The organism is Rheinheimera mesophila (assembly GCF_000986865.1).
In the GTDB taxonomy this organism is placed as follows: Bacteria; Pseudomonadota; Gammaproteobacteria; order Enterobacterales; family Alteromonadaceae; genus Pararheinheimera; species Pararheinheimera mesophila.
In genome coordinates, this window is sequence record NZ_LAVS01000003.1 from 35,323 (window position 1) to 59,982 (window position 24,660).

At 48.0% G+C, this 24,660-nt stretch carries 20 protein-coding genes; 17 read left to right on the top strand and 3 right to left on the bottom strand.

Features of this window, described 5'->3' with window-relative positions:
- Positions 1-4: 4 nt before the first annotated feature.
- Positions 5-925: a hydrogen peroxide-inducible genes activator gene (locus SD53_RS02175; protein WP_046518586.1), complete on the top strand. Its 921-nt coding sequence runs from the start codon at positions 5-7 to the stop codon at positions 923-925.
- Here SD53_RS02175 and SD53_RS02180 read toward each other — a convergent pair.
- Positions 922-1,677: a substrate-binding periplasmic protein gene (locus tag SD53_RS02180; protein ID WP_046518587.1), complete on the bottom strand. Its 756-nt coding sequence runs from the start codon at positions 1,675-1,677 to the stop codon at positions 922-924. The two genes, SD53_RS02175 and SD53_RS02180, sit on opposite strands and share 4 nt — an antisense overlap.
- Positions 1,678-1,862: 185 nt before the next feature.
- Between SD53_RS02180 and queA the strand changes: the two genes are divergently transcribed.
- The 5 genes from queA to secF all read left to right on the top strand — a co-directional run bounded on the left by queA (position 1,863) and on the right by secF (position 7,339).
- Complete coding sequence (gene queA / locus SD53_RS02185) at positions 1,863-2,897, top strand: tRNA preQ1(34) S-adenosylmethionine ribosyltransferase-isomerase QueA (RefSeq protein ID WP_046518588.1); 1,035 nt, start codon at positions 1,863-1,865, stop codon at positions 2,895-2,897.
- A 109-nt stretch (positions 2,898-3,006) separates the two neighbouring features.
- A complete protein-coding gene (gene tgt, locus SD53_RS02190) occupies positions 3,007-4,140 on the top strand; it encodes a tRNA guanosine(34) transglycosylase Tgt (RefSeq protein ID WP_046518589.1) in 1,134 nt (377 codons plus the stop codon).
- A gap of 52 nt (positions 4,141-4,192) precedes the next feature.
- The gene (gene yajC / locus SD53_RS02195; RefSeq protein WP_046518590.1) at positions 4,193-4,531 is read left to right on the top strand and encodes a preprotein translocase subunit YajC; all 339 of its coding nucleotides are present in this window, start codon (positions 4,193-4,195) and stop codon (positions 4,529-4,531) included.
- A 12-nt stretch (positions 4,532-4,543) separates the two neighbouring features.
- Positions 4,544-6,394, top strand: a complete 1,851-nt coding sequence (secD, locus tag SD53_RS02200) for a protein translocase subunit SecD (RefSeq protein WP_046518591.1) — start codon at positions 4,544-4,546, stop codon at positions 6,392-6,394.
- 9 nt (positions 6,395-6,403) lie between these two features.
- Positions 6,404-7,339, top strand: a complete 936-nt coding sequence (gene secF / locus SD53_RS02205; protein ID WP_046518592.1) for a protein translocase subunit SecF — start codon at positions 6,404-6,406, stop codon at positions 7,337-7,339.
- A 61-nt stretch (positions 7,340-7,400) separates the two neighbouring features.
- Here secF and SD53_RS02210 read toward each other — a convergent pair whose 3' ends face one another.
- Complete coding sequence (locus SD53_RS02210; protein ID WP_046518593.1) at positions 7,401-9,113, bottom strand: cation:proton antiporter domain-containing protein; 1,713 nt, start codon at positions 9,111-9,113, stop codon at positions 7,401-7,403.
- Positions 9,114-9,877: 764 nt separating this feature from the next.
- Between SD53_RS02210 and SD53_RS02215 the strand changes: the two genes are divergently transcribed.
- Entirely contained in the window at positions 9,878-11,128 is a 1,251-nt protein-coding gene (locus SD53_RS02215; protein WP_046518594.1) for a malic enzyme-like NAD(P)-binding protein, read from the top strand.
- Between the two features lie 96 nt (positions 11,129-11,224).
- On the opposite strand, the gene metJ is transcribed toward SD53_RS02215, so the two are convergent.
- The gene (metJ, locus tag SD53_RS02220; RefSeq protein WP_046518595.1) at positions 11,225-11,560 is read right to left on the bottom strand and encodes a met regulon transcriptional regulator MetJ; all 336 of its coding nucleotides are present in this window, start codon (positions 11,558-11,560) and stop codon (positions 11,225-11,227) included.
- Between the two features lie 211 nt (positions 11,561-11,771).
- Between metJ and metB the strand changes: the two genes are divergently transcribed.
- The 10 genes from metB to argH all read left to right on the top strand — a co-directional run bounded on the left by metB (position 11,772) and on the right by argH (position 24,629).
- Entirely contained in the window at positions 11,772-13,043 is a 1,272-nt protein-coding gene (gene metB, locus SD53_RS02225) for a cystathionine gamma-synthase (protein WP_046518596.1), read from the top strand.
- Between the two features lie 10 nt (positions 13,044-13,053).
- Positions 13,054-15,441, top strand: a complete 2,388-nt coding sequence (metL, locus tag SD53_RS02230; RefSeq protein WP_046518597.1) for a bifunctional aspartate kinase/homoserine dehydrogenase II — start codon at positions 13,054-13,056, stop codon at positions 15,439-15,441.
- Between the two features lie 8 nt (positions 15,442-15,449).
- Entirely contained in the window at positions 15,450-16,352 is a 903-nt protein-coding gene (metF, locus tag SD53_RS02235; protein ID WP_046518598.1) for a methylenetetrahydrofolate reductase, read from the top strand.
- Between the two features lie 13 nt (positions 16,353-16,365).
- On the top strand, positions 16,366-16,896 hold the full coding sequence (gene thpR / locus SD53_RS02240; protein ID WP_068226331.1) for an RNA 2',3'-cyclic phosphodiesterase: 531 nt from the start codon (positions 16,366-16,368) through the stop codon (positions 16,894-16,896).
- A 77-nt stretch (positions 16,897-16,973) separates the two neighbouring features.
- Positions 16,974-18,728, top strand: coding sequence for a C4-dicarboxylic acid transporter DauA (dauA, locus tag SD53_RS02245; RefSeq protein WP_046518599.1), 1,755 nt, complete (start codon positions 16,974-16,976; stop codon positions 18,726-18,728).
- 228 nt (positions 18,729-18,956) lie between these two features.
- On the top strand, positions 18,957-19,997 hold the full coding sequence (gene argC / locus SD53_RS02250; RefSeq protein WP_046518692.1) for an N-acetyl-gamma-glutamyl-phosphate reductase: 1,041 nt from the start codon (positions 18,957-18,959) through the stop codon (positions 19,995-19,997).
- A complete protein-coding gene (argB, locus tag SD53_RS02255) occupies positions 19,994-20,776 on the top strand; it encodes an acetylglutamate kinase (RefSeq protein ID WP_046518600.1) in 783 nt (260 codons plus the stop codon). The genes argC and argB overlap by 4 nt, the downstream gene beginning before the upstream one ends.
- Positions 20,777-21,050: 274 nt before the next feature.
- Positions 21,051-21,965, top strand: coding sequence for an ornithine carbamoyltransferase (locus SD53_RS02260; RefSeq protein WP_046518601.1), 915 nt, complete (start codon positions 21,051-21,053; stop codon positions 21,963-21,965).
- 2 nt (positions 21,966-21,967) lie between these two features.
- Positions 21,968-23,182 carry an argininosuccinate synthase gene (locus SD53_RS02265; RefSeq protein WP_221621808.1) on the top strand — a complete coding sequence of 405 codons (1,215 nt, stop codon included), beginning with the start codon at positions 21,968-21,970 and terminating at the stop codon, positions 23,180-23,182.
- A 67-nt stretch (positions 23,183-23,249) separates the two neighbouring features.
- Complete coding sequence (gene argH / locus SD53_RS02270) at positions 23,250-24,629, top strand: argininosuccinate lyase (RefSeq protein ID WP_046518603.1); 1,380 nt, start codon at positions 23,250-23,252, stop codon at positions 24,627-24,629.
- The last annotated feature ends 31 nt before the right edge of the window (positions 24,630-24,660 follow it).

Here is a 24,660-nt window from a genome sequence, read left to right on the forward strand (position 1 = left end):
AGAGATGAAACGTGTTCCTAGTATCAAACAGTTGCAGTACTTGTTGGCTTTGCATGAACATCAACATTTTGGCCGCGCTGCTGAAGCTTGTTATATAGGTCAGTCTACCTTAAGTGCTGCTATTGCCAACTTAGAAGAAACTATGAACGCGCAGTTGCTGGAGCGTGATCACAAGACCTTTATTTTTACCCCGCTGGGGGAAGACGTGGTGCGTCAGGCCCGCTATATAGTGGAGCAATGTGAAGAGCTGACCGAATTTGCCAAATGCCAGGGCAAGCCGATGGCGGGGCCGCTGCGTTTGGGTTGCATTCCAACTATAGCCCCCTTTGTACTGAGTGAAGTGATGGCTCTGGCCCGCGAGCGTTTTCCCGAACTGCAGTTATTACTGCGTGAAGATACGACGGAAAACTCCTTGCAGTCTTTAACGGAAGGCCGATTGGATTTAGTTTTGTTAGCCTTGCCTTACGACACCGGCACCTTACACACCGAAGTGCTGGCGCAGGACCCGTTCAAATTGGTGCTGCACAAAGACTGGCTGGAACGTGGTTTTCAGCACGACATCAGCCAATGGCCGGATGAAAGTATTTTCCTGCTGGAGCGGGAGCACTGCATGACAGGGCATGCCGTTAAAGCCTGTGAGCTGGATGATAACCGTAAAGTGAATCCATTTTTTGCCACCAGTCTGCATACCTTAAGTCAGATGGTAAACAACAAATTGGGGGTCACTTTTATGCCGCAGATGGCCATCAACAGTGGTTTACTGCGGGGCACTGAATTAGTAGCGCAGAAACCGGGCTCTGGTCAGGCGTACAGAGATATTGGTGTGGCCTGGCGTCCAACCTCCAGTAAGTTACGCAGCTACCGTCAGATGGCGCAGTTGATCACCGAAGTGCTGCAACAAAAATGCAGTGATGCAGTCAGTTAAGGTAATGCCGGTAAGGTCAGTTGGGGATAACGGCGGTAAAATGTTTTCAACTGACCTGTTTTTTGTAATTCACTAAAACGTTGATCCCAGATAGTTTTAAAGGCTTTGCCTGCTTCATTGTCTGCAAAGGCCAGATAAATGGCGTCACGCAGCAATTCCTGATAGCGCAGAGGTTGCAGTTTAATTGGCGTTTCTCCTTGTAAATACTGCAACAGCTCACTTTTTTCGGCCAGATAAATATCTACCCGGCCATTTTTGACCAGCTCCAGCCCCTGCTGCATGCTGACTACCTCATAACCCTTTTCCGGTAAACCCAGCAGCAGATGTAAATCGTAGGCCAGATCCCATGCCAGTCTATGTTGCCTCAGCGTCGATAAATCAGGCGCAGCCAGATGTTCCGGATTGTAAATAGCCACTATGAAATCAAAATCAAAAGGCTGAGCTGAAAGCAGCAGTGCGTGTCGCTGACTGGCTGAACTGTGGGCAGAAAGTCCCGGAACCAGATGATGTTTGCCCTGTTGCACCAGATTAATAGCACGACCAAAGTTACTGAAATGCCACACCAGCGTCACTTGCTGCTCAGCATAAATCCATTGGAATAACTCTGCGTAAGCACCAGAGCCATCCGCATTGGTGAATCCTGGCCACACTGGCGTACTGATGTGAAGCTGAGCCGGCACTTTTTGTGTCGCGTGCTCTGCCCAAAGGGGGGCTGTAACGAACAGGCAAAACAGCAGGTAAAAACGGTGCATGGTCGGGTGATATTTCAGAACTTTTCCAAAGCTTAGCTGAAATTCAGCATACTGCGATGCGCTGGAAAAATAGCTTGTGCTGAAAAACACTAGTTTGTAGACTGCCGCCGCGCAGTAAAAGCGTCAGTGGTGTCGACACGAGCGGTCGATGAAATGAAGTTTGTCGGTAAAGCGGACTAGAGAACATGCAAGTAAAAGATTTTTCCTTTGAGCTGCCAGAGCAACTGATCGCCCGGTTCCCCAAGGCTGAACGTTCCAGCAGCCGTTTATTGAAAATGCAGCGCCATACCGGTGAGTTGTCCCATTTGGTATTCACTGATTTAGTGGCACAACTCAACAGCGGCGATTTATTGGTATTTAATAACACCCGGGTGATCCCAGCCCGTTTATTTGGTCAAAAACAATCAGGCGGTAAAGTTGAAATTCTGGTTGAGCGGGTGCTGGATAGTCAGCGCTTTTTAGCCCATGTCCGTGCCAGTAAAGCTCCAAAGCCAGAAACTACTATTTTAGTGGATGACACCACAAAGCTGAAAATGCTGCAGCGGCACGATACTTTATTTGAACTGGAGCTGTTGGGTGACGAGCCTTTGCTGCAGATGTTGGAAAGACTGGGCCATATGCCATTGCCTCCCTACATAGACAGACCGGATAGCGACGAGGATAAACAGCGTTATCAGACCGTCTACAACCAAAAACCTGGTGCTGTCGCCGCGCCCACCGCAGGCTTGCATTTTGATGAGCCATTGCTGGCGGCTCTGAAAGCCAAAGGGGTAGAGTTTACTTATGTCACTTTGCATGTTGGGGCTGGTACCTTTCAGCCGGTGCGGGTAGATAATGTGCTGGATCATCAGATGCATGCCGAATACATCGAGGTGGAGCAGGCGGTGGTCGATGCAATTACAGCCTGTAAAGCCCGTGGCAACAGGGTAGTCGCCGTCGGCACAACTTCTGTGCGTTCACTGGAGTCTGCCGCTCAGATTGCGTTGCAACAAGGCAAAACACTGCAGCCTTACAGCGGCGATACTAAAATTTTTATTTACCCCGGTTATCAGTTCCAGGTGATCGATGGCTTAGTCACCAACTTCCATTTACCTGAATCCACTCTGATTATGCTGGTCAGTGCTTTCAGTCAAAAAGACTATGTGATGCACGCCTATCACACTGCAATAGCGCAACAATATCGCTTCTATTCCTACGGCGATGCGATGCTGATCCTCTAATTGTCCGCTAAGCCAGCCCCCGCTTTAGTTGTGGGGTTTGGCTTTTTGTTCTGCTACAATCAGGCGCGAAAAAGCCGGACTGTTTTTCTGGCAGAGACTGAGGTAGCACGTGAAATTTGAATTGTTAAAAACCGACGGTAAAGCCCGTCGTGGCCGTCTGGTATTTGAGCGCGGTATTGTTGAAACTCCGGCATTTATGCCAGTAGGTACCTATGGCACAGTCAAAGGCATGACGCCGGAGGAGCTCGAAGCCACAGGTGCACAAATCTGCTTAGGCAACACCTTCCACTTAATGCTACGTCCAGGCACAGAGATCATCAAAAAGCACGGTGATTTGCATGATTTTATGCATTGGCACAAGCCGATCCTCACCGACTCCGGTGGTTTTCAGGTGTTCAGCTTGGGCGAACTGCGTAAAATCAAAGAAGAAGGTGTGACCTTCCGCTCACCACTGAATGGCGAAAAAATCATGTTAACACCGGAGCGTTCTATGCAGGTGCAGCGTGATTTAGGCTCTGACATTGTGATGATTTTTGATGAATGTACGCCTTATCCTGCAACTGAGCAGCAAGCGAAAAAGTCGATGGAAATGTCTCTGCGCTGGGCAAAACGCAGTAAAGAGGCGCATGGTGATAATCCGGCCGCACTGTTTGGTATTATTCAGGGCGGTATGTATCCGAATTTGCGTGATGTCTCGTTGCAAGGCTTGGAGGAGATCGGCTTTGACGGTTATGCCATAGGTGGTTTATCTGTCGGTGAGCCAAAGGAGGACATGATTAACATCCTCAATCACACCACAGGCCAAATGCCACAGCACAAACCGCGTTATTTAATGGGTGTCGGTAAGCCGGAAGACATAGTCGAAGCCGTGCGCCGTGGCATAGATATGTTTGATTGTGTGATGCCAACCCGCAACGCCCGCAATGGTCATTTGTTTGTCAGCACTGGTGTCATTAAGATCCGCAATGCCAAACACAAAGACGATACCTCAACTTTAGACCCAGAATGTGATTGCTACACTTGTAAAAATTATTCTCGGTCATATCTACATCACTTAGACAGATGCAATGAGATTTTAGGTGCGCGGTTAAATACTATCCATAACCTGCATCATTATCAAAAGCTGATGCAAGGCTTACGTGCGGCTATCGCTGAACAAAAGCTGGAAGATTTTGTGGCTGAGTTTTACCGGAAACGGGGCATGGATGTGCCGCCGCTGGAAGTCAGCCTGACAGAACAATAAGAGTTCATTTTTTATTTTTAACTTTTTAATTTAAAACTTTAGGGGACATGTAATGAGTTTATTTATTGCCAATGCATATGCGAATACTCCGGCTGCAGCACCACAAGGCGGTGGCTGGGATTTACTGATCATGCTGGTGGCCTTTGGTTTGATCTTTTATTTCCTGATCTACCGTCCACAAGCCAAACGTGTCAAAGAGCATAAAAATCTGATGGCTGCTTTGGGCAAAGGCGACGAAGTACTGACTCAGGGGGGTTTGGTTGGTCGTATCGCCAAAATCGCAGAAGATAAAGATTTTGTCGCTATTGCATTAAACGACAGCACTGAAGTCACAGTGCAGAAGTCAGCTATCGCTGCCGTACTGCCGAAAGGCACGATGAAATCACTGTAAAAGGATTTTAATGTGTTAAACCAGAACTCCATCTGGCGGTACTTATTGGTGATCATCGTGATGGGCGTCAGCATGCTGTACGCCCTGCCCAACTTGTATCCCAATGACCCGTCTTTACAAATCAATGCAACCCGCGGCGCTGATGTCACCCAGCAAACTGTGGATCAACTGCAAAAAGCGTTTACCGAACAAGGTTTAACTCCCAAGTCTGCTGTATTAGAAAAAGGCCAGTTGCTGGTACGTTTTTTAAATACCGAGGATCAGTTGGCAGCTCGTGAGCTGGCTAACAAAGTTCTGGGAGATAACTTTGTCACCGCATTAAATCTTGCCCCAGCAACACCAGCCTGGCTGGATGCTATAGGTGCAGCCCCAATGAAACTGGGTCTGGATTTACGGGGTGGTGTGCATTTCCTGATGGAAGTGGACATGAAAACCGCGATGGAAAAAAACGTTAACGATTTGGTACAGGCCTACCGCTCAGATTTACGCGAAGGTAAAGTACGTTACCGAGCTGTGACAGCAGATGTGGCCAATTTACGGGTGAATCTGAGTTTCCGCAGTGCTGAAGATTTAGCGGCCGCTAAAACTTTATTGAGCGGTAAAGACCGTGATATGACCTTTACTGAGGCTGATGATTTGACTCTGATCGCCGCGTTTAGCGAAGTGAAAATCAAAGCCTTACGTGAAGATGCCGTGGCGCAGAACATTACCATTATCCGCAACAGGGTAAACGCTATTGGGGTCGCAGAGCCTTTAGTGCAGCGTCAGGGCGCTGAACGTATTGTCGTTCAATTACCAGGGATACAGGATACAGCCCGCGCCAAAGAAATTTTAGGCGCAACAGCGACACTTGAATTCCGAATGGTAGATGAAGCAGGTGATTTACAGAGCGCTTTGGATGGTCGTGTACCACCGAATGCCCAGTTGTATACCGACCGTCAGGGTCGTCCGGTATTGCTGCAAAAACGTGTGATGCTGACAGGAAACCATATTATCGGTGCCAACAGCAGCTACGACGAGTACAGCCGTCCTCAGGTGAATATTGACCTGGATGCCAAAGGCGGTAACACCTTCTCGCAAGCGACTAAAGAAGCCATAGGCAAGTCGATGGCGACTGTATTTATCGAATACAAACCGACGGATAAAAAAGACGCCCAGGGCCGCACTATTCTTGAGAAAAAAGAAGAAGTGATCAACGTCGCCACTATTCAGGCGCGTTTAGGTCGCAGCTTCCGGATTACCGGGGTAGACAGTCCTGCTGAAGCGCAAAATCTGGCGCTGTTATTAAGAGCCGGTGCTTTAATTGCTCCTATTCAGATTGTAGAAGAACGTACCATAGGCCCAAGCCTGGGGCAGGAAAATATCGAGCTGGGTACCAACGCCATTATGTGGGGGATGATCCTGACTGTTGTGTTTATGGGCGTGTACTACAAAGGCGTAGGTATGGTGGGTAACCTGGCGCTGGCCAGTAACGTCGTGCTACTGATTGGCGTGTTGTCTATGGTGCCGGGTGCCACTCTGACTTTACCTGGGATGGCGGGTATCTTGTTAACTATAGGGATGGCGATAGATGCCAACGTATTGATTAACGAGCGTATTCGTGAAGAGCTTGAAGCAGGGCGTTCGGTGCAACAAGCCATCCATGAAGGCTATAACAGAGCCTTTGCCACTATTACCGACTCGAATATCACGACTTTCCTGGTCGCGTTAATACTGTTTGGTTTAGGCTCTGGTCCGGTCAAAGGTTTTGCTGTCACTTTGGCTTTGGGTATTATCACTTCGATCTTCACTGCTGTCACAGTCTCCAGATTGTTTGTCAATCTGATCTGGGGTGGCCGTAAAGTTGATAAGTTACCTATATAAGGAATTATGATGAGACTCCTTCATTTTAAAGAACCAATCAACTTTATGCGCTTTAAGTGGCCAGCTATTGTTTTTTCTACCCTGCTGGTATTAGGTTCATTATTCGCTGTATTCACTAAAGGTATTAACTTTGGTCTGGATTTTACCGGCGGTTTAGTTGTCGAGGCAGGTTTTGAACAGCAGGCTGACCTGAACAAAATTCGGGATGCGCTGGCAGATAATGGGTTTCCTGATGCGATAGTGCAGTATTTTGGTACCACCACTGAAGTCATGATCCGCATTGCTCCTCGTGAGGACATCGAGCAAGCGGGTAGCCAGATCATCGAAGTGATCCAGAAAGTGGAAGAGGGGACTGTCACCAAGCGTCGCGTTGAAAACGTCAGTGCCTCAGTAGGTGATGAGCTGAAAGAAGACGGTATGCTGGCGTTATTGGCATCCTTTATCGGTATCATGATGTATGTTGCCTTCCGCTTCGAATGGCGTTATTCAGTAGGCGCTGTAATGGCTTTGGTGCACGACGTAATTGTCACTATGGGGTTGTTTGCTATTACCGGGATGGAATTTGACCTGACGGTGCTGGCCGCTTTGCTGGCCTTAGTCGGATACTCCATTAACGACACCATAGTAGTCTTTGACCGTATCCGTGAAATGTTCCGTAAGTTACGGGATGCGACAGTGGAAGAAACGGTCAACGACGCTATTACCTCTACGTTAAGCCGTACTACTATCACCTCAGGTACTACCGCCTTATCACTGGTGGCCTTGTTTTATATGGGCGGACCTCTGTTACACGGTTTTGCCGCAGCGCTGTTATTTGGTATTGCTGTAGGTACTTATTCGTCTATTTTCGTTGCCAGTTCAATCGCAGTATTCCTGGGTGCAAGCCGTGAGGATTTATTGCCTGAAGTGATCGAAAAAGAGGGTGAAAATACGCCTTCGCTTTAATCCTGATCCAATTAAACAGGGAGTGCATTGCACTCCCTTTTTTTACCACTCAGGCGGAAGATTAATGACCAGGTGTTTTTGCTGCAGGGGCAAAATATGCCAGAGTAGCTTGAGTCATGCTTTGAGCCAGCTCATCCTCACCTAAAAAGACCTGCCCCAGTTGTTCCTGCTTTAGCGGTTCTACTTCATCTTCATTATGAGTGCGCAATATCACCTGTATACCAGGATTAACCAGGCGGGCACTTTGTACTGTTTTACGCACATCTATAGTTTCAGGGGTGGCAATCACCAGTACTGCGGCATGCAGAATATGCGCCTGGATCAATACATCGACTTCGGTGGCATCACCAAACACAGCCGGAATACCTTGATCCCTCAACTTTTCCACTCTGTCATGGTTTTTGTCTGCGACCACAAAAGGAATATTCTGTGCCGACAGACCTGCCGCTATCCTGCGGCCCACACGGCCATAACCGACCAGGACCACCTGATTTTCCAGATACTTTCTATCTGTATCCATAGGCAGCTCACTGAAAGGGTCTGTTCTGCTATCCAGTTTACGCGCCAAAGCTGAGCGTTTTAATACCCAGCTATTTAATGGCGACACTATAGCAAAGAGTAATGGATTCAGTGCGATAGACAACAGGGCTCCGGCCAGTATTAAACTCATGCCTTCCTGCGGCAATAAACCCAGTGTCATGCCAAGTCCTGCCAGAATAAAAGAGAATTCACCTATCTGTGCCAGACTGGCAGCCACTGTCAGTGCTGAATTCAGCGGGTAGCGGAACAGCAATACCAGCACAAAAGCCGCAAAAAACTTACCCACTACAATAATGGCCAGTACTACCAGTACATGCAGCGGTTGCTCCAGCAAAATCGCTGGTTCAAACAGCATACCTACAGCGGCAAAAAACAATACGGAAAAGGCGTCTCGCAGCGGCAAAGACTCTTCAGCTGCTCTGTGGCTGAACTCCGACTCCCGCATTACCATGCCGGCAAAAAATGCACCTAAAGCAAAAGACACATGAAAAAGTTCTGCCGCACCATAAGCGATACTGATAGCTCCGGCTATCACGGCCAAAGTAAATAGTTCACGTGAACCAGTGCTGGCAACCTGCCATAACAACCAGGGGAACACTTTGCGGCCTACCACCAGCATCAACACCACAAAGGCAGCAACTTGCAGCAAGGTCTGGCTGATAGTCCACCATAAAGGACCTGTTTCGGTCGCAACTGTTGCGGTGCCGCCCAGCAAAGTGGCTAAAGGTGGCAGTAATACCAGCACCAAGACTGTGGCTAAATCTTCCACCACCAGCCAGCCGACCGCAATCTGGCCGTTTCTGCTTTCCAGTACGCCTTTGGCTTCCAGTGCCTTTAACAGCACCACTGTACTGGCACAAGATAAACACAAACCAAACACCAAAGCTTCGCCAAAGCTCCAGCCCCAGGACTGAGCGACAAAAAAGCCAAGCAAAGTAGCTAAACCCATTTGCACTATGGCACCCGGCACTGCGATGTTTTTGACCGACATCAGATCTTTAACCGAAAAGTGCAAACCAACACCAAACATCAGCAGCATCACACCAATTTCAGACAGTTGGGACGCGATATGCAGATCCGCAACATAACCCGGAGTCGCCGGGCCTATGATGATACCAGCCAGCAAATAGCCAACCAAAGCGGGTAGTTTCAGGCGCGCAGCTATCACACCTAAAATTAAAGCCAGACCAAAAGCGGCGGCAATAGTGGTAATTAAGGAGACATTATGTTCCATGCAGAGCCCTCAAGTAATAAGCCTGTCGCAGGGACCTGAAACTATAAAACTGATAGTGTTTTCGTACACTAATTCACAGCGACTCAGGTGTGATAAGACTTGAGTTGGAAGAAATGCTTCTGTCACCACAGGGCGTGGTAAAAAGACAGAAATGACGTATAAATTTTATTCTGCCTGCTGAACTTTTAATCGTCAATAGTTATATGCATATTGGTTTTTATTCCATAAAGAGATTAGCCGCTGTTTGAACGAGGCTTAGTGACCCAGATATTTTTATTATCTGCATAGCTTGTTTGGTTGATATTTAAACAGACTGGTTCTATCTGATTGAAATTAATGAATTATTTATCTCATTGGCTGAGCTTTATGCATAAACAGCTGAAGAGCCTGCATCTTTATCTGCTTAAAAATGCCGAAAAACTGCATAGTTGTTAATTTCAGTCTGAAGAGGTCTGTCCAGTTTTAGGGGAGCTATTGGCGCTCTGAGTTAAACTTGTTATAACAGAGGTGCATAGCTCAATTGTCGAAGTTTTCGACAGCCAGCTTCGCGCAGGTATGTCTCATGCCTGACGGAGCAGAGAAAGCATCGGAATGAGTGCTGCAGTACTGTGGCTTTATACTGGTACGATCTGAAAATTAGTGGTTCTAAAGGGCAAACTTGCTCTTTAGAATGAGCCACCTTTTGGGTTGCACCACAACTCACAACAAATATAAGAAACTAGCCCACAGGGCATCCTACTTACCTACTCATGGAACCTCTACTTATGTCAGATTTTCGAGAACAGGCGCTGAAGTACCACGCCGAGCCTAAACCGGGCAAAATCAGTATTGAAATCAGTAAAGCCGCTGAAACCGTTAAAGATCTTGCGTTAGCCTACAGCCCTGGAGTGGCTGAGCCAGTGCGTGAAATCGCCAACAATATAGACGATGTTTATAAATATACCGGCAAAGGTAATTTGGTGGCGGTGATCAGCAACGGCACTGCTATTTTGGGTTTAGGTAACTTAGGCCCTATGGCGTCTAAGCCTGTGATGGAAGGCAAAGCTTTGTTGTTTAAACGTTTTGCTGGCCTCGATTCTATTGATATTGAAGTGACGCACCGCACCACAGAAGAGTTTATCGACACAGTGGCGAATATCGCGGATACCTTTGGTGGTATTAACCTCGAAGATATTAAATCACCTGAGTGTTTTGAGATTGAAAAAGAACTGATCAGGCGCTGCAATATTCCGGTGTTTCATGACGATCAGCACGGCACGGCCATAGTGACTGCCGCGGGCTTATTAAATGCGCTGGAAATTCAGGGCAAAGACATCGGCAACGCTGTGATTGTCTGCTTAGGCGCTGGTGCTGCCGCTATCGCCTGTATGGAGCTGCTGATTAAATGTGGCGCTAAACGCGAGCATATTTATATGCTTGATACCAAAGGTGTGATCCACACCCGCCGTAACGATTTGAACAAATACAAAGAGCTGTTTGCTAACAATACCGACAAACGTACGCTGGAAGAAGCCATGGAAGGTGCTGATGTATTCGTGGGCGTCTCAGGACCCGATGCTTTACCGGCCGAAACCTTAAAACTGATGGCGGATAAACCGGTGATTTTTGCCTGTTCGAACCCGGATCCGGAAATTAAACCTGAACTGGCGCATGCAGAGAGAAGTGATTTAATTATGGCGACAGGCCGTTCGGATTACCCGAATCAGGTCAACAACGTATTGTGTTTCCCTTTTATCTTCCGTGGTGCTTTGGACGTGCGTGCTAAAGTGATTAACGATGAGATGAAACTGGCGGCCGTGCAGGCAATTCGGGCTATTGCCAAAGAGCCGGTGCCTCAGGCGGTATTAACTGCGGCTCAAGTGGATAAACTGCAATTTGGTGCCGATTATATTATTCCAAAGCCAATGGACCCAAGGTTATTATCCCGTGTCGCCCGCGCTGTAGCCGAAGCTGCCGTGGCCTCAGGAGTGGCGCGTTTGCCCATGCCTGAAAATTATATGGGGTCAGAACTTTAGTTCTGACCCCAATGTAAGGTATTCGCTCCGGATTGAACAATCTGGTTTGAATTGACAAGCTGATCTGTGGGTCAGAGCCAAGGCTCTGACCCGGTGTTACTCTTCGTCTGATTCTGCTTCCTGGATCACAGGAATCGGCTTACCCATGCTGGTCAGAATATTACGCACTTCCAGCGGAATTTGATGTGGATTGTCTTTGCGTAAATCTTCATCTGCCGGCAACGGCTGACCCGTGAAGGCATGCAAAAAAGCTTCACATAATAATTCGCTATTGGTGGCATGACGCAGGTTGTTCACCTGGCGGCGGGTTCTTTCATCTGTTAATACTTTCAATACATTCAACGGGATAGAGACTGTGATCTTTTTCACCTGTTCGGACTTCTTTCCGTGTTCCGCATAAGGGTGAACATACTCACCATTCCACTTTGCCATAGGGATACCTTGATTAGATTTAGTTATAGGGTCTGCTGACCTTTGCTACGTTGTCGCGCACGTAAACGTAATTAAGCGAAATTTTACTTCTTTATACTCCTGAGTACAAACTCTGTGCAAGATTTAATAGTACAGACGTCTAAATGTTTTGACTTCTTATTTTTGCTGAGTATACTTTTAGACGTCTAAACATCTAAAATTGAGGTTTTTTATGAGCAAACCACATTCAGCCACAGTAGCGGCCCGTGCCGGAATAGCGCAGGACTCCGCCTATGGTGCTGTGACGCCGCCTTTGTATTTAACCTCAACTTATGAACTCAAAGCCTTTAAACAACCGGGCAAATACGATTATTCACGCTCAAATAACCCAACACGGGATTTGTTAGGTGATGCGTTGGCAGAGCTGGAAGGTGGGGCTAAGGGGTTAATTACCGGCACTGGCATGTCTGCCTGCCTGTTGGCGCTACAACTGATTGGCCCTGAAGACACCTTAGTGATCCCCCATGACTGTTACGGCGGTAGTTATCGTTTATTCCTGAATTTAGCGAATCGCAAAAAAGCCTTTAAGCTGGTGGTGGTGAATTTCCAGCAAACCGACTGGGCAGATCAAGTGAAAGCAGCGCAGCCTAAAATGATTTGGGTCGAAACCCCAAGTAATCCATTGCTGCAAATTACTGATATCAAAGCCACTGCAGAGCTAGCGAAAACACTGAATGCGATTTTGGTGGTGGATAACACCTTTTTATCGCCGGCTTTGCAAAATCCTATAGCTTTAGGGGCTGACATAGTCGTGCATTCCACCACTAAGTTTATTAACGGCCACAGCGACATCGTAGGTGGTGCTTTGATTGCCAAAGACGCCGCAGTGGGCGATGAGCTGAAATGGTGGGCCAATTGTTTAGGTGTGACAGGTGGTGCTTTTGACGCTTATCAGACCCTACGCGGCCTGCGTACTTTGTTACCCCGTATTAAACACCATCAGCACAATGCGGAGCTGGTAGTCGATTTCCTGCAAAAACAGCCATTGGTAGGCCGTGTTTATTACCCTGGCTTAAAAGATCATCCGGGTCATGCCATTGCCAAAGCACAGCAGCACGGTTTTGGTTCTATGTTAAGTTTTGATTTGGCTGCCGATGAAGCTTATTTAGCGGTATTTTTTGAAGCCCTACAGTGTTTTACTTTGGCTCAGTCTTTAGGTGGCATTGAAAGCTTAATTTGCCATCCGGGTTCTATGACGCATGCCTCTTTAGATGCTGCTACGCAAAAAGCCGCAGGCATAGGCCCGACTTTGATTCGTTTATCTGTAGGTATTGAAGACGCGCAGGATTTAATCGCTGATCTGGCGCAGGCTTTTGCTGCTGTTGAAGCTGCAGTACAGCAAAAGGCTAAAACACCAAGCGTACGGTCAGGATCTGCAACTGCTGCAGAGAAAAGCGCACAGCAGCAATTCAGATTAAACCCGGCACTGAGTGTGTTGTGGTAGGTGGTGAGTGATGAGTAGTTTTTTTAATCCAAAAAATACAGTGCATAAATTTGGCGGCAGCAGCTTAGCCAGTGCTGAGCGGTTTTCCGCCGTTGCCGCTATTCTGGCCAAAGAGCCAGAAGCCTGGGTGGTGGTGTCAGCACCCGGCGATACCACGGATGAATTATTAGCCTTAATTGACAGTCGTGAACAACCAGAGCTTTTTGCCACATTGTTACAGCAACTGAATGAAAAACTTGGCTTACTTATTCAGCGCACCTTAAATGAACAAAATGCGGCTGTGCTTCTCAGCCAAGTACAAGGCTGGCTGGCTGAAGCGCCGGGCTTTTTAGCTGCCAATCAATTCAACGATGTATTAGCGATAGGTGAGCGTTTATCCAGTCAATTATTGGCGGCTTTATTGAACCAACAAGGCCTGACTGCCACTGCTATTGATGCCCGTGATTTTTTGCGTCTGGATGGCAGTGAAGTGCAATACGAGGTGTCTTCGTCATGGCTGGCGCCTTTTGAAACCAGTGGCATTAAGGTAGTAACAGGCTATATAGCCCGTGATTTAAAAGGCAATAGCATCACTTTGGGCCGTAATGGCAGTGACTATTCTGCCACTATTCTGGGTCGTTTAGTCAAAGCTCAGGCGATTCATATCTGGACTGATGTGGATGCTATTTACAGCGCTGACCCACGCAAAGTGCCGTCTGCCCGGGCTTACCGTCAGGTACCATGGCAACAGGCTTTCACTTTGGCTCAACTGGGTAACCCGGTATTGCATGCCAAAACTTTAAGTCCTTTATTGGATGCACCTGCGGATCTCATAGTGCGTAGCAGTTTTGAGCCGAATCACCCTGGCTGCAAAGTTAGCCAAAAGGCCGCTATTGAAGTGCAGTTTCTAACAGACTTACCCCAGGCGGCATTAGTGACTGTGCCTGCAAGTTGCAAGTTAACTGCTGCAACTGTGGCTTCAGCTTTACACATTACCGTGTTTGCAGCGCCTAAAGCTGCGGATCAATGGATAGTCGCCAGCCATCAGGTCGACAGCTTATTAAGTTATCTGGCGGGACAGCAAGTGTTTGCCCGGGTCAATCCGCAGGCTTTTCATGCTGTAGTTTGGGTTAAGCCTGCAGCTCGTCAGCAGAAACAAGTCAATGCGGCAGCAGGGCGTTGGCTAGACCGTCAGCAAGCCGCTTTTCATTTTGAAGATGAGCAACTGGCTTTATGGTTATTTCAACCTGCCTTAACCTCATTAGAACTGACCGAGCTGCATCAGTTATTGCTGCCCACTCAAGTACAACTGAATCTGGTCGTCGCTGGTACAGGTAATGTAGGCGCTGAGTTTTTAGCTTTATTGGCAAAACAGCAACAGGCCTTTGCTGGCCAAATTGAGTTAAAACTGGCGGGGGTATTGAATTCCCGTCAAGCGCTGTTTGCTGAAAACATTGATATTCACCACTGGCAACAGGCGCTGGCTCTGGCTCCTGCTTATACAGAAGCTCAGTTGGAGCTGGCACTGCAGCAGTTACCTGAACCTAAAGTGTTGGTGGATTTAACGCCAAGCCGTGCTTTTGCTGAGCGTTATCCGCAGTTTATCAACGCAGGTTTAGACCTCATCAGCGCCAATAAGCAAGGGGTGACTTTGCCACTGGCGCAGTATCAACAGATTAAACTAGCGGCTGAACAGCAACAGGTGCAGTGGCTGAGTAATACCACTGTAGGTGCAGGTTTACCGGTACAACGTGTATTGCAGGAATTAAAAAGCAGTGGCGATACAGTACAGCGCATCAGCGGTATTTTCTCCGGTACTTTGTCTTGGTTACTGGCGAAATTTGACGGCAGCAAAGCCTTTTCCGATTTTGTGTTGGAAGCGCAGCAATTAGGCCTGACTGAACCAGACCCTCGCGATGATTTATCAGGCAAAGATGTACAACGTAAATTACTGGTACTGGCCCGTGAGCTGGATTTAGCTTTGGATATTGACCAGATTGAACTTGAGCCTTTATTACCAGCGTCGTTAAGCACTGGCAGCATAGAAGAATTTTGGGCTGGACGCGAGGTGCTGGATCAGCAACTGGCCGCGCTGCAACAACAAGCCAAGGCGGCGGGTAAAGTGTTACGTTATGTCGCCGATTTAAAGATTGAAGCAGGCAAGGCTAAGGCCAGGGTGTCTTTAGTGGCGGTAGAACAGACGGATGCGCTGGCGGCCATTTTGCCTTGTGACAATATTTTTGTCATTGAGTCCGACTGGTATCAACAGAATCCTTTGGTATTAAAAGGCCCGGGCGCTGGTCGTCAGGTCACGGCTGGCGGTGTGCATGCCGACTTAGCCATTTTAGCCAAACAAAAAATTGCCGCTGCCAAAGCAGCTAAACATAGTCAGGCTCAGGCCGCAGCCTGGGTAAAGTGAGAAATAATATGTCTTTTGTCAGCGCACAGTATTTAGAGTCCATCAATCGCAACCTGCAGGATGTAGCAGGTAAGGTCAACGTCAGTTTTGAGTTTTTCCCGCCAAAAACCGAGCAAATGGAAAACACCTTATGGCAGTCGATTGAACGCTTAGCCCCTTTGGCACCGTCTTTTGTTTCTGTAACTTATGGCGCCAATTCAGGTGAACGCGACCGTACCCACGACATTATTAAGTCGATTAAACAACGCACCGGCTTAATAGCTGCACCACATTTAACTTGTGTCGATGCCAGCCGCAGCGAACTTGAGCGAATTGCCAAAGACTACTGGGACAATGGCATTCGGCATATTGTTGCTTTGCGCGGTGATTTACCGCCGGGCAACAAAGAAAAACCAGCTTTGTATGCGGCGGATTTAGTCGAAATTTTACGTTCAGTGGCCGACTTTGATATTTCAGTGGCGGCTTACCCTGAGGTGCACCCTGAATCGCCCAATGCTCAGTTTGATTTACTGAACTTAAAGCGCAAAGTCGATGCTGGTGCTTCCCGTGCTATCACCCAGTTCTTTTTTGAACCGGAAAAATATTTACGTTACCGCGACCGCTGCGCTGCTGTCGGTATAGATGTAGAAATAGTACCGGGCATTTTACCTGTGACTAATTTCCAGCAGTTGCAAAAATTCGCTGCAATGACCAATGTGGCTATACCGGGCTGGATGAATAAAGCCTATGAAGGCTTGGATCAGGACGCCACCACCCGTAATCTGGTCGCTGCCAATATAGCCATGGAAATGGTCAAAGTATTAAGCCGTGAAGGGGTGAATCACTTTCATTTCTACACCTTAAACCGCAGTGAACTGACCTACGCCATTTGCCACTTGTTAGGTGTCAGGCCACAAGCTGCTGTGGCATGAAGCCATTAAACTGATGAACGACAGATGCTTTTTAAGTTTGAAGTTCAGCCCGCAACAAAAGGAGCTATTGCGGGCTTATCAGCGGCATGAACTGTGTCCGGATGCCAAATGGCATCCAGCCGATAATCTGCATTTAACCCTGGTGTTTTTAGGCCAGCAAGCGGCCTCAGTACAGCAGCAATTATGGACACAAAGCCTTGAGCTGCTGCGACATGTCCGTCCAATTGAACTTTGTTTTAACCAGTTAAATCAGTTTAGTAAGGCCAAAGTGTTGTATCTGGGGTTGTCTGAGCCTGCTGCTTTGCTGCTATTGCAACAGCAGTTGCAGCAACTGGCTTTGCCCTATCTGAATGCGCCTGTGCCGGAAGTTTTTGTACCTCATGTGACCCTTGCCCGTAAGTTTCAGTCTGGCTATGCTTTTCCTTTAACTGTTGAGCCATTGCACCTGCTTTGCACTGAAGTGGCTTTGTATCACTCCATCAGCACAAACTCTGGCGTCAGCTATCAGCCAGTGTGTACTTATACTTTAGTCCCAAACAACTAAATCTTTGTTCGGCATCAATACCTTAGTCGCCAAACTTAGTTACACTGAATTGGTATTTGGCTACCGGATAGATTCAGATGTCGCACCGCTCTTATTTGTTTTCTTTGCGTATTGGTCATGCGCTGCGGGAGTGCCTTGCCGAAGGCTATAGCTTTGGCACTTTTAAACTGGATCTGCTGGCGGGGATCACTGTAGGCATCATTGCCATTCCACTGGCGATGGCACTGGCGATAGCCAGTGGTGTAGCGCCGCAATATGGTTTGTATACCGCTGTGATCGCAGGTTTTTTGATAGCCTTGACTGGTGGTTCGCGTTACAGCATTAGCGGGCCTACCGCGGCTTTTGTGGTGATCTTGTACCCTGTGGCACAAAGTTATGGCCTGGCAGGGCTGCTGCTGGCCACCATTTTGTCTGGGGTGATGCTGATTATCATGGCCACTTTGCGGTTTGGCCGTTTTATTGAATACATCCCCGAAGCTGTCACCTTAGGTTTTACCAGCGGCATTGCTGTGGTGATTGCCACTTTACAAATTAAAGATGTGTTTGGTTTACCGATAGACAAACTATCTGAACACTATCTGGAAAAACTGCAGCAATTATCTTTGGCTTTGCCTGATCTGCATTGGCCGTCCTTGCTGGTGGCTGCTGTCACTTTAACTGTGATGCTGCTCTGGCCTAAACTCAAACTGCCTTTACCGCCGCATTTACCTGCTATTGTGGTAGCGACCTGTTTAGCCATGGCGTTGGCCCACTTTGGTTTGGAGCTGGATACCATAGGCAGCCGATTTAGTTATCTGTTGCCTGATGGTTCTTTAGGACAGGGCATTCCGGCTGTACTGCCTGAATTCAGCTGGCCCTGGTTACAGCCAGGCCCTGATGGTCAGGCGTTAGAATTCAGCACTCAACTGGTGAAAGACTTATTGGCAGCAGCTTTTGCTATGGCCATGCTGGGGGCCATTGAATCTTTGCTGTGTGCCGTGGTACTGGATGGGATGACAGGACGCAGGCACAGCGCCAACAGTGAATTATTAGGTCAGGGTATTGGCAATATAGTAGCGCCATTTTTAGGAGGTTTTACTGCGACGGCTGCTTTAGCCCGCTCCGCAGCCAATGTAAGGGCAGGGGCCCAATCGCCGGTCGCAGCTATGGTTCATGCCTTGGTGGTGTTATTGGCTTTGCTGATGCTGGCCCCTGTTTTGGCTTATTTGCCTATGGCGGCTATGGCGGCGTTACTGTTGGTGGTGGCCTGGAATATGAGTGAAGCGCCCAAAGCTGTGCATCTGTTAAAAACGGCACCCCGTAACGATATTATTATTTTCCTGATTTGTTTTGGTTGTACTGTGCTGTTTGATATGGTCATTGCCATTAGCTGTGGCATGGTGATCGCGGCCTTTTTCTTTGTGAAACAAGTGGCGGATATGACCCGCGTTGCTGATATCAGCCATAACAGAAAATATCTTTCTGAACCTTTGCCTGAAGGCTGGAAAGCATTTCGCATTAGCGGCCCTTTGTTTTTTGCCGCAGCAGACCGGGTTTTTGGCGAGTTGTCGCTCAAACTCAAACAGCAGCAAGGCGCTATTTTAGTGATGGATGCTGTGACTTTGATGGATGCGGGCGGGCTCTCAGCCTTTACCAAGCTGGTCAGTCTGGCGGAAAAGCAGGGCATTCATTTACTGGTGACAGATTTAAGCTTTCAACCGCTCAAAACGCTGGCCAAAGCCAGGGTGCAACCTTTACCCGGTATTTTGAGTTTTTATTCAAGCTTAGCTGATGCACTCAGCAGTCTGCCCGGCCAGAGCATTGACCCTCAGGGCGAAGCTGTAGGTTTATGAGGTGAGCTGTACAGCTATGTATGACTTCTGCCTTTAACTATTTTGGTCTAAGCTGTGCTCTTTGTGCAGTTTCGACCAGCTTTGTTTGAGTTTATGAATCAAATAAAATAAAAATTCACTAATTCAGCATAATAATTCTTGAAACTGCATGGCGAAGCCACTACACTGGCCACACTTTTTTGGCGTGGCCTTCATTTATTATTTTTGTTTTCGGAGACTCAGCGACCTATGTCCACTCAATCCACTTCCTCTACCACCAAACTGCGCAGTGCTGTCTTAGGTGCTGCCGGCTACAGCGGCGCTGAATTGGCCGTGATGTTGGCACGGAACCCGTATTTTGAGTTGAGTTACGCTTTTGCATCCGCTGGCCGCGCTGCTGAGCCTTTTTCTAATTTATATCCACGTTATCAGGGCGTTGTAGATATCCAGGTTCAGCCGTGGACAGACGATTTAGTGGAAGACTTAGCTGACAAACTGGATGTGGCGTTTTTAGCTTTACCGCACGAAGCCAGCGAAGCGGTGACGCCTTTATTATTGGCCAAAGGCATAGCTGTGTTCGATTTATCCGGCGCTTTCCGGTTAAAAGACCCGGCTTTGTACCCGAAGTATTATGGTTATGAGCATCAGCATCCGGAGCTGCTGGATCAAGCTGTGTATTCATTAATGGAATGGTTAGATAAGCCGTTACCACAGTTGGTTTCCGTGCCGGGTTGTTACCCAACGGCTTGCTCGCTGGCCTTATTGCCCTTGTTAAAAGCAGGTTTAGTGGCCGATGGTTGTATTCCTGTGATTAACGCCACCAGTGGTGTGTCAGGGGCTGGCCGTAAAGCAGCGTTAAACACCTCATTTTGTGAAGTGGGCTTGAATGCTTATGGTTTCTTTCAACACAGACACAGACCTGAAATCGAACAGAATTTGGGCCGCAAAGTAGTGTTTACGCCTCATTTAGGCAACTTTAAGCGTGGCATTCTGGCCACCAGCGTGGTGACCTTAAAATCTGGTGTTAATGCAGAGCAGGTCGCTGCTGCTTTCCAGCAGGCTTACGCTGCCAAGCCATTAGTACGTTTAGTCAATCATTCGCCCAATGTGGCTGATGTGGCTGGCACACCATTTTGTGATATCCACTGGCAACAGGACGGTGAGCAACTGGTGATTGTGTCCGCTATTGATAACTTGCTCAAAGGTGCTGCTGCTCAGGCGATGCAGGCAGCCAATATTAAATTTGGTGCACCTGAAACCGCAGGTTTATTTGCAGGAGCAGCAGAATGAGCCAGACACCTTTAGTTCTTAAAATGGGTGGCCGTTTATTACAGGATCAGGCCGCTTTAGATGCCTTATTAAAAGTTTGTGCCGAGCTGAAAACTCAGTATCCGATCGTACTGGTGCATGGCGGTGGTGATCAGGTCGATCAGTGGCTGGCTAAATTTGGCTTCGAGACGCAGAAAATTGATGGCCAACGGGTATCACCAGCCGAACAAATGCCGGTGATCACCGGTGCTTTAGACGGTGCTGTCAACGCAGATATGGTGGCCCGCGCCACGTTGCAGGGATTAAATCCTGTAGGTTTAAGCCTGGCTGCAGGTGGCAGTCTGGAGTTTGACATTAATCATAAATTGGGTGCTGTGGGTATAGCCAAAGCAGGCAACCCACTGTTATTGACTACTTTGTTAGCTCAGGGTTTTACTCCAGTGTTCAGCTCCATTGGTTTAAGTGCCGAAGGCCAGCTGTTAAATGTAAACGCAGATATTGCAGCCGCTGCTATTTGTCAGCTGGTGCAGGGCCAACTGGTTTTACTGACCGATGTGCCAGGTATTCTCGACGCCAATATGCAGCTTATCCCCACTTTAACTGCCGCAGAAGCAGAGCAACTGGTGCATGATGGTGTGATTAAAGGCGGCATGAAAGTAAAACTGGATGCCGCGCTCGAAACCGCGCAGGCACTGAAACGTAATATTACAGTGGCAGGATGGCAGCATCCGGACGATTTATTAAAGTTGATGCAACAAGAAGCAGTAGGTACTTGCATCGTGTATACCCTTCGTTCTTGAAGCTGCAGCTTTGTAGACTGCGTGCTCTCGCCCCAGTTGTTTGTGGGTCTATGATGGTTGGTTTGAATTGAGAGTTCTCGCTTCAATCCAATTGCGCATAGGTCACTATGCTCCTGGGGTCTCACGCCCTTGTCGCCTCGCTGCAACTTCAATTACTTTGGGTATATAGCCACATCAATTGATTTGATGAGTCTATTGATCCCGAAACAAAACACACCATAAGGGTGTGTTGCAACGATAAGGATGCCGCTTAGCGGACATGCAGTGTGTTTTTATGAGTAAATTAACCCAGCTTTTATGTTTAGCTGAATTAGACCAGAAACAATTATCCGACCTGCTGGAGCTTGGGCTTCAGATCAAACAAAACCCAGAGCAGTACAGCTCTGCACTCAAAGGCAAAAGCATTGCCTTGTTGTTTGAAAAACCTTCGTTGCGAACCCGAGTCAGCTTTGATGTAGGGATCAATAAATTAGGTGGTCACAGTGTCTATCTGGATCAGCAAAACGGAGCTATGGGCGTACGCGAATCCGTAGAAGATTTTGGCAGTAATCTGGCCTGTTGGTGTGATGCCATAGTGGCGCGGGTTTATTCTCAGAAAACATTAGTGCAACTGGCACAAAGCAGCAAAAAACCAGTGATTAACGCACTGAGTGATTTGTACCATCCTTGTCAGGCGCTGGCCGATTTACTGACCTTAAAAGAGCATTATGGCGATTTAAGCAAGGTGCATCTGGCTTTTGTTGGCGACGGTAACAATGTCTGCCACTCGCTGATGTTAGGTGCTGCCATTATGGGCATGACGCTGACTGTGGTCACACCACAGGGCTTTGGTCCTGATGCTCATGTATTGTTACGTGCTCAGGCCATCGCAGAAAAAAGCGGCGCTAAACTGACGTTAAGTCAGCACGTCTCAGCAGCCGCCGGTGCTGATGCGATTTACACCGACACCTGGTTGTCGATGGGGGCGAAGGCCGACCCTAAACTGGTGGAAAACCTGTTTGCGCCTTACCAGATCAATACTGCAGTGATGCAGCGTTTAGCCGTCAAACATTTTATGCACTGCCTGCCAGCACATCGTGGGCATGAAGTGACCAGCGAAGTGCTGGACAGTGATAATTCCTTAGTGTTGCAACAGGCAGAAAACCGTATGCACGCTCAGAATGCCGTATTAGTCAGTTTATTTAGTTGAGGTTGGACATGAGTATCAAAAAAGTAGTGTTAGCGTATTCAGGTGGTTTGGACACATCAGCGATTGTGCCTTGGTTAAAAGACAACTATGACTGTGAAGTCATAGCTTTTGTCGCCAACGTAGGTCAGGGTGATGAAGAACTGGCTGGTGTGGAAGAAAAAGCCATTAAGTCAGGCGCCAGCTCCTGTTATGTGGTCGACCTGCGTGAAGAACTGATCAAAGAAGTGATTTACCCCACCTTAAAAACAGGTGCAGTGTATGAAGGCCAGTATTTACTGGGTACTTCAATGGCACGCCCTGTAATTGCCCGTGCTCAGGTGGAGCTGGCGCTGAAATTAGGTGCTGATGCGTTATGCCATGGTTGTACTGGTAAAGGTAACGATCAGGTACGGTTTGAAGGCGCGTTTGCTGCCTTAGCGCCGCAGTTAAAAGTGATAGCGCCATGGCGTGAATGGCAATTTAACTCTCGTCAGTCATTGCTGAATTATCTGGCTGAAAAAAATGTGCCAACCACAGCTTCTGCCACCAAAATTTACAGCCGTGATGCCAACTTATGGCATATCTCGCACGAAGGTGGTGAGATTGAAAACCCATGGAATGAGCCATCAGACCAAATCTGGATGTGGACTAAATCTCCGGAGCAAGCACCGGATAAAGCCGAACATATTCAATTGAGTTTTGAAAAAGGCGAACTGACCAAAATAAATGGTGAAGTGGTAGCTCCTGTCAAAGCCATTGAAATGCTGAACGCTATAGGTTCGGAGCATGGCGTAGGCCGTATCGACATTGTTGAAAACCGTTTAGTGGGTATGAAATCCCGTGGCTGTTACGAAACGCCTGGCGGCACTATTTTAGTGGCAGCCTTACGTGCACTGGAGTCTCTGGTCTATGACCGCACTTCACTAAAATACCGTGAAGAAGTGGGCTTAGAGTTTGCTCAACTGGTTTATGATGGCCGTTGGTTTACGCCGTTAAAAGATGCTTTGTTAGCTGCAGCGACTTCTTTAGCTGACCAACTGACAGGTGACATAGTGGTCAAACTGTACAAAGGCAACGTGACTGTAACGCAGCGCCGTTCACCGAACAGCCTGTACTCTGAAGCCTTTGCCACTTTTGAAGGTGATGAAGTGTACAACCAAAAAGATGCGGCAGGTTTTATCCGCCTCTATAGCTTAGCCAGCCGTATTCGTGCTTTGCACACAAAAGCAGGTCAGTAATTTTTGGTCTGAAGTTCAGGGCAGCCCGACCGGGCCGCTTTTTTAATACAGTTTTGGGGTATTTATCATGGCGATGTGGGGTGGTCGGTTTACCGAAGCCAGTCTGGCCGAGTTTAGTGAATTTAATGACTCATTAAGTTTTGATTATCTGCTGGCGCAACAGGATATTCAGGCCTCCCGCGCCTGGACCACAGGTTTGCTGGAGGCGGGCATTATTACTGCCACTGAAGCAGAGCAACTGGATCATGCGTTGGCGGATTTAGCTTTGGCTGTGGAATCTAATCCTAAGCTGCCATTGCAGACGCAGGAAGAAGATATTCATAGCTGGGTGGAAGCTCAGTTGCAGCAAAAAATTGGTGTGGTCGCAAAAAAGCTACACACAGGCCGCAGCCGTAACGACTTAGTGGCGACCGACTTACGCTTGTGGACCAAACTGAATGCCAAACAGGTTCGCAGCACCTTAATCAACGCCATTGGTGCATTGATCACTTTTGCGGACGCCCATTTTGGTGCTGTGATGCCGGGTTTTACTCACCTGCAACGAGCCCAGCCTGTGCTGGTCAGTCACTGGGCTTTGGCCTACATCGAAATGTTAAAACGCGATTTAAGCCGGATTGACGATGCGTTAGCACGGATGGATGTTTGTCCTTTAGGTTGTGGCGCTTTAGCCGGTACTGGCATTCAAATCGACCGCAGCGCTTTAGCACAGCGTTTGGGTTTTCAATCTGCGGCGCTCAACAGCTTAGATGCAGTGTCGGACCGCGATTATGTGGTGGAGCTATCCGCTACTGCATCTTTGTGCATGACACATTTATCGCGTTTATCCGAAGATGTGATCTTCTTCTGCTCAGGCGAAGCGGCTTTCTTTAAACTCGGTGATGCCATCAGCAGCGGCTCATCACTAATGCCACAAAAGAAAAACCCTGATGTGTTTGAGTTATTACGTGGTAAAACCGGCCGTGTCTTAGGTCATTTAGTGGCTATTTTGCATGTCCTTAAAGGCTTACCTTTGGCCTACAACAAAGATATGCAGGAAGACAAACAGGGCTTTTTTGATTTGATGGCAAGCTGGCAACAATGCCTGCTGGTACTGGCGACAGTACTGCCGCATTTATCGGTGAATGTGGAGCGTTGCCGTTTAGCGGCTGAGCTTGGCTACAGCAATGCCACTGACCTGGCTGATTATCTGGTCAGCAAAGGCATTGCCTTCCGTGATGCTCATGAACTGTCTGGGGAGCTGGTGCTGGTGGCGTCGAAGCAGCAAAAACCGCTGGAAGCTTTAGCTTTAGCCGAAATGCAGCAGGTCTCGCCTTCAATCAGCGAGGATGTCTACGCAGCCCTGACCATCGAAGCTGGACTTGCCAAACGCGCCTCTTTAGCCGGTACCAGTCCTGACAGAGTGAAAGAAGCGTTGGATGCCACCAAGCTGTGGTTTGAAGCACTCTGAATTGTTCTGTTCCACAAGAGAAAGCCGGACT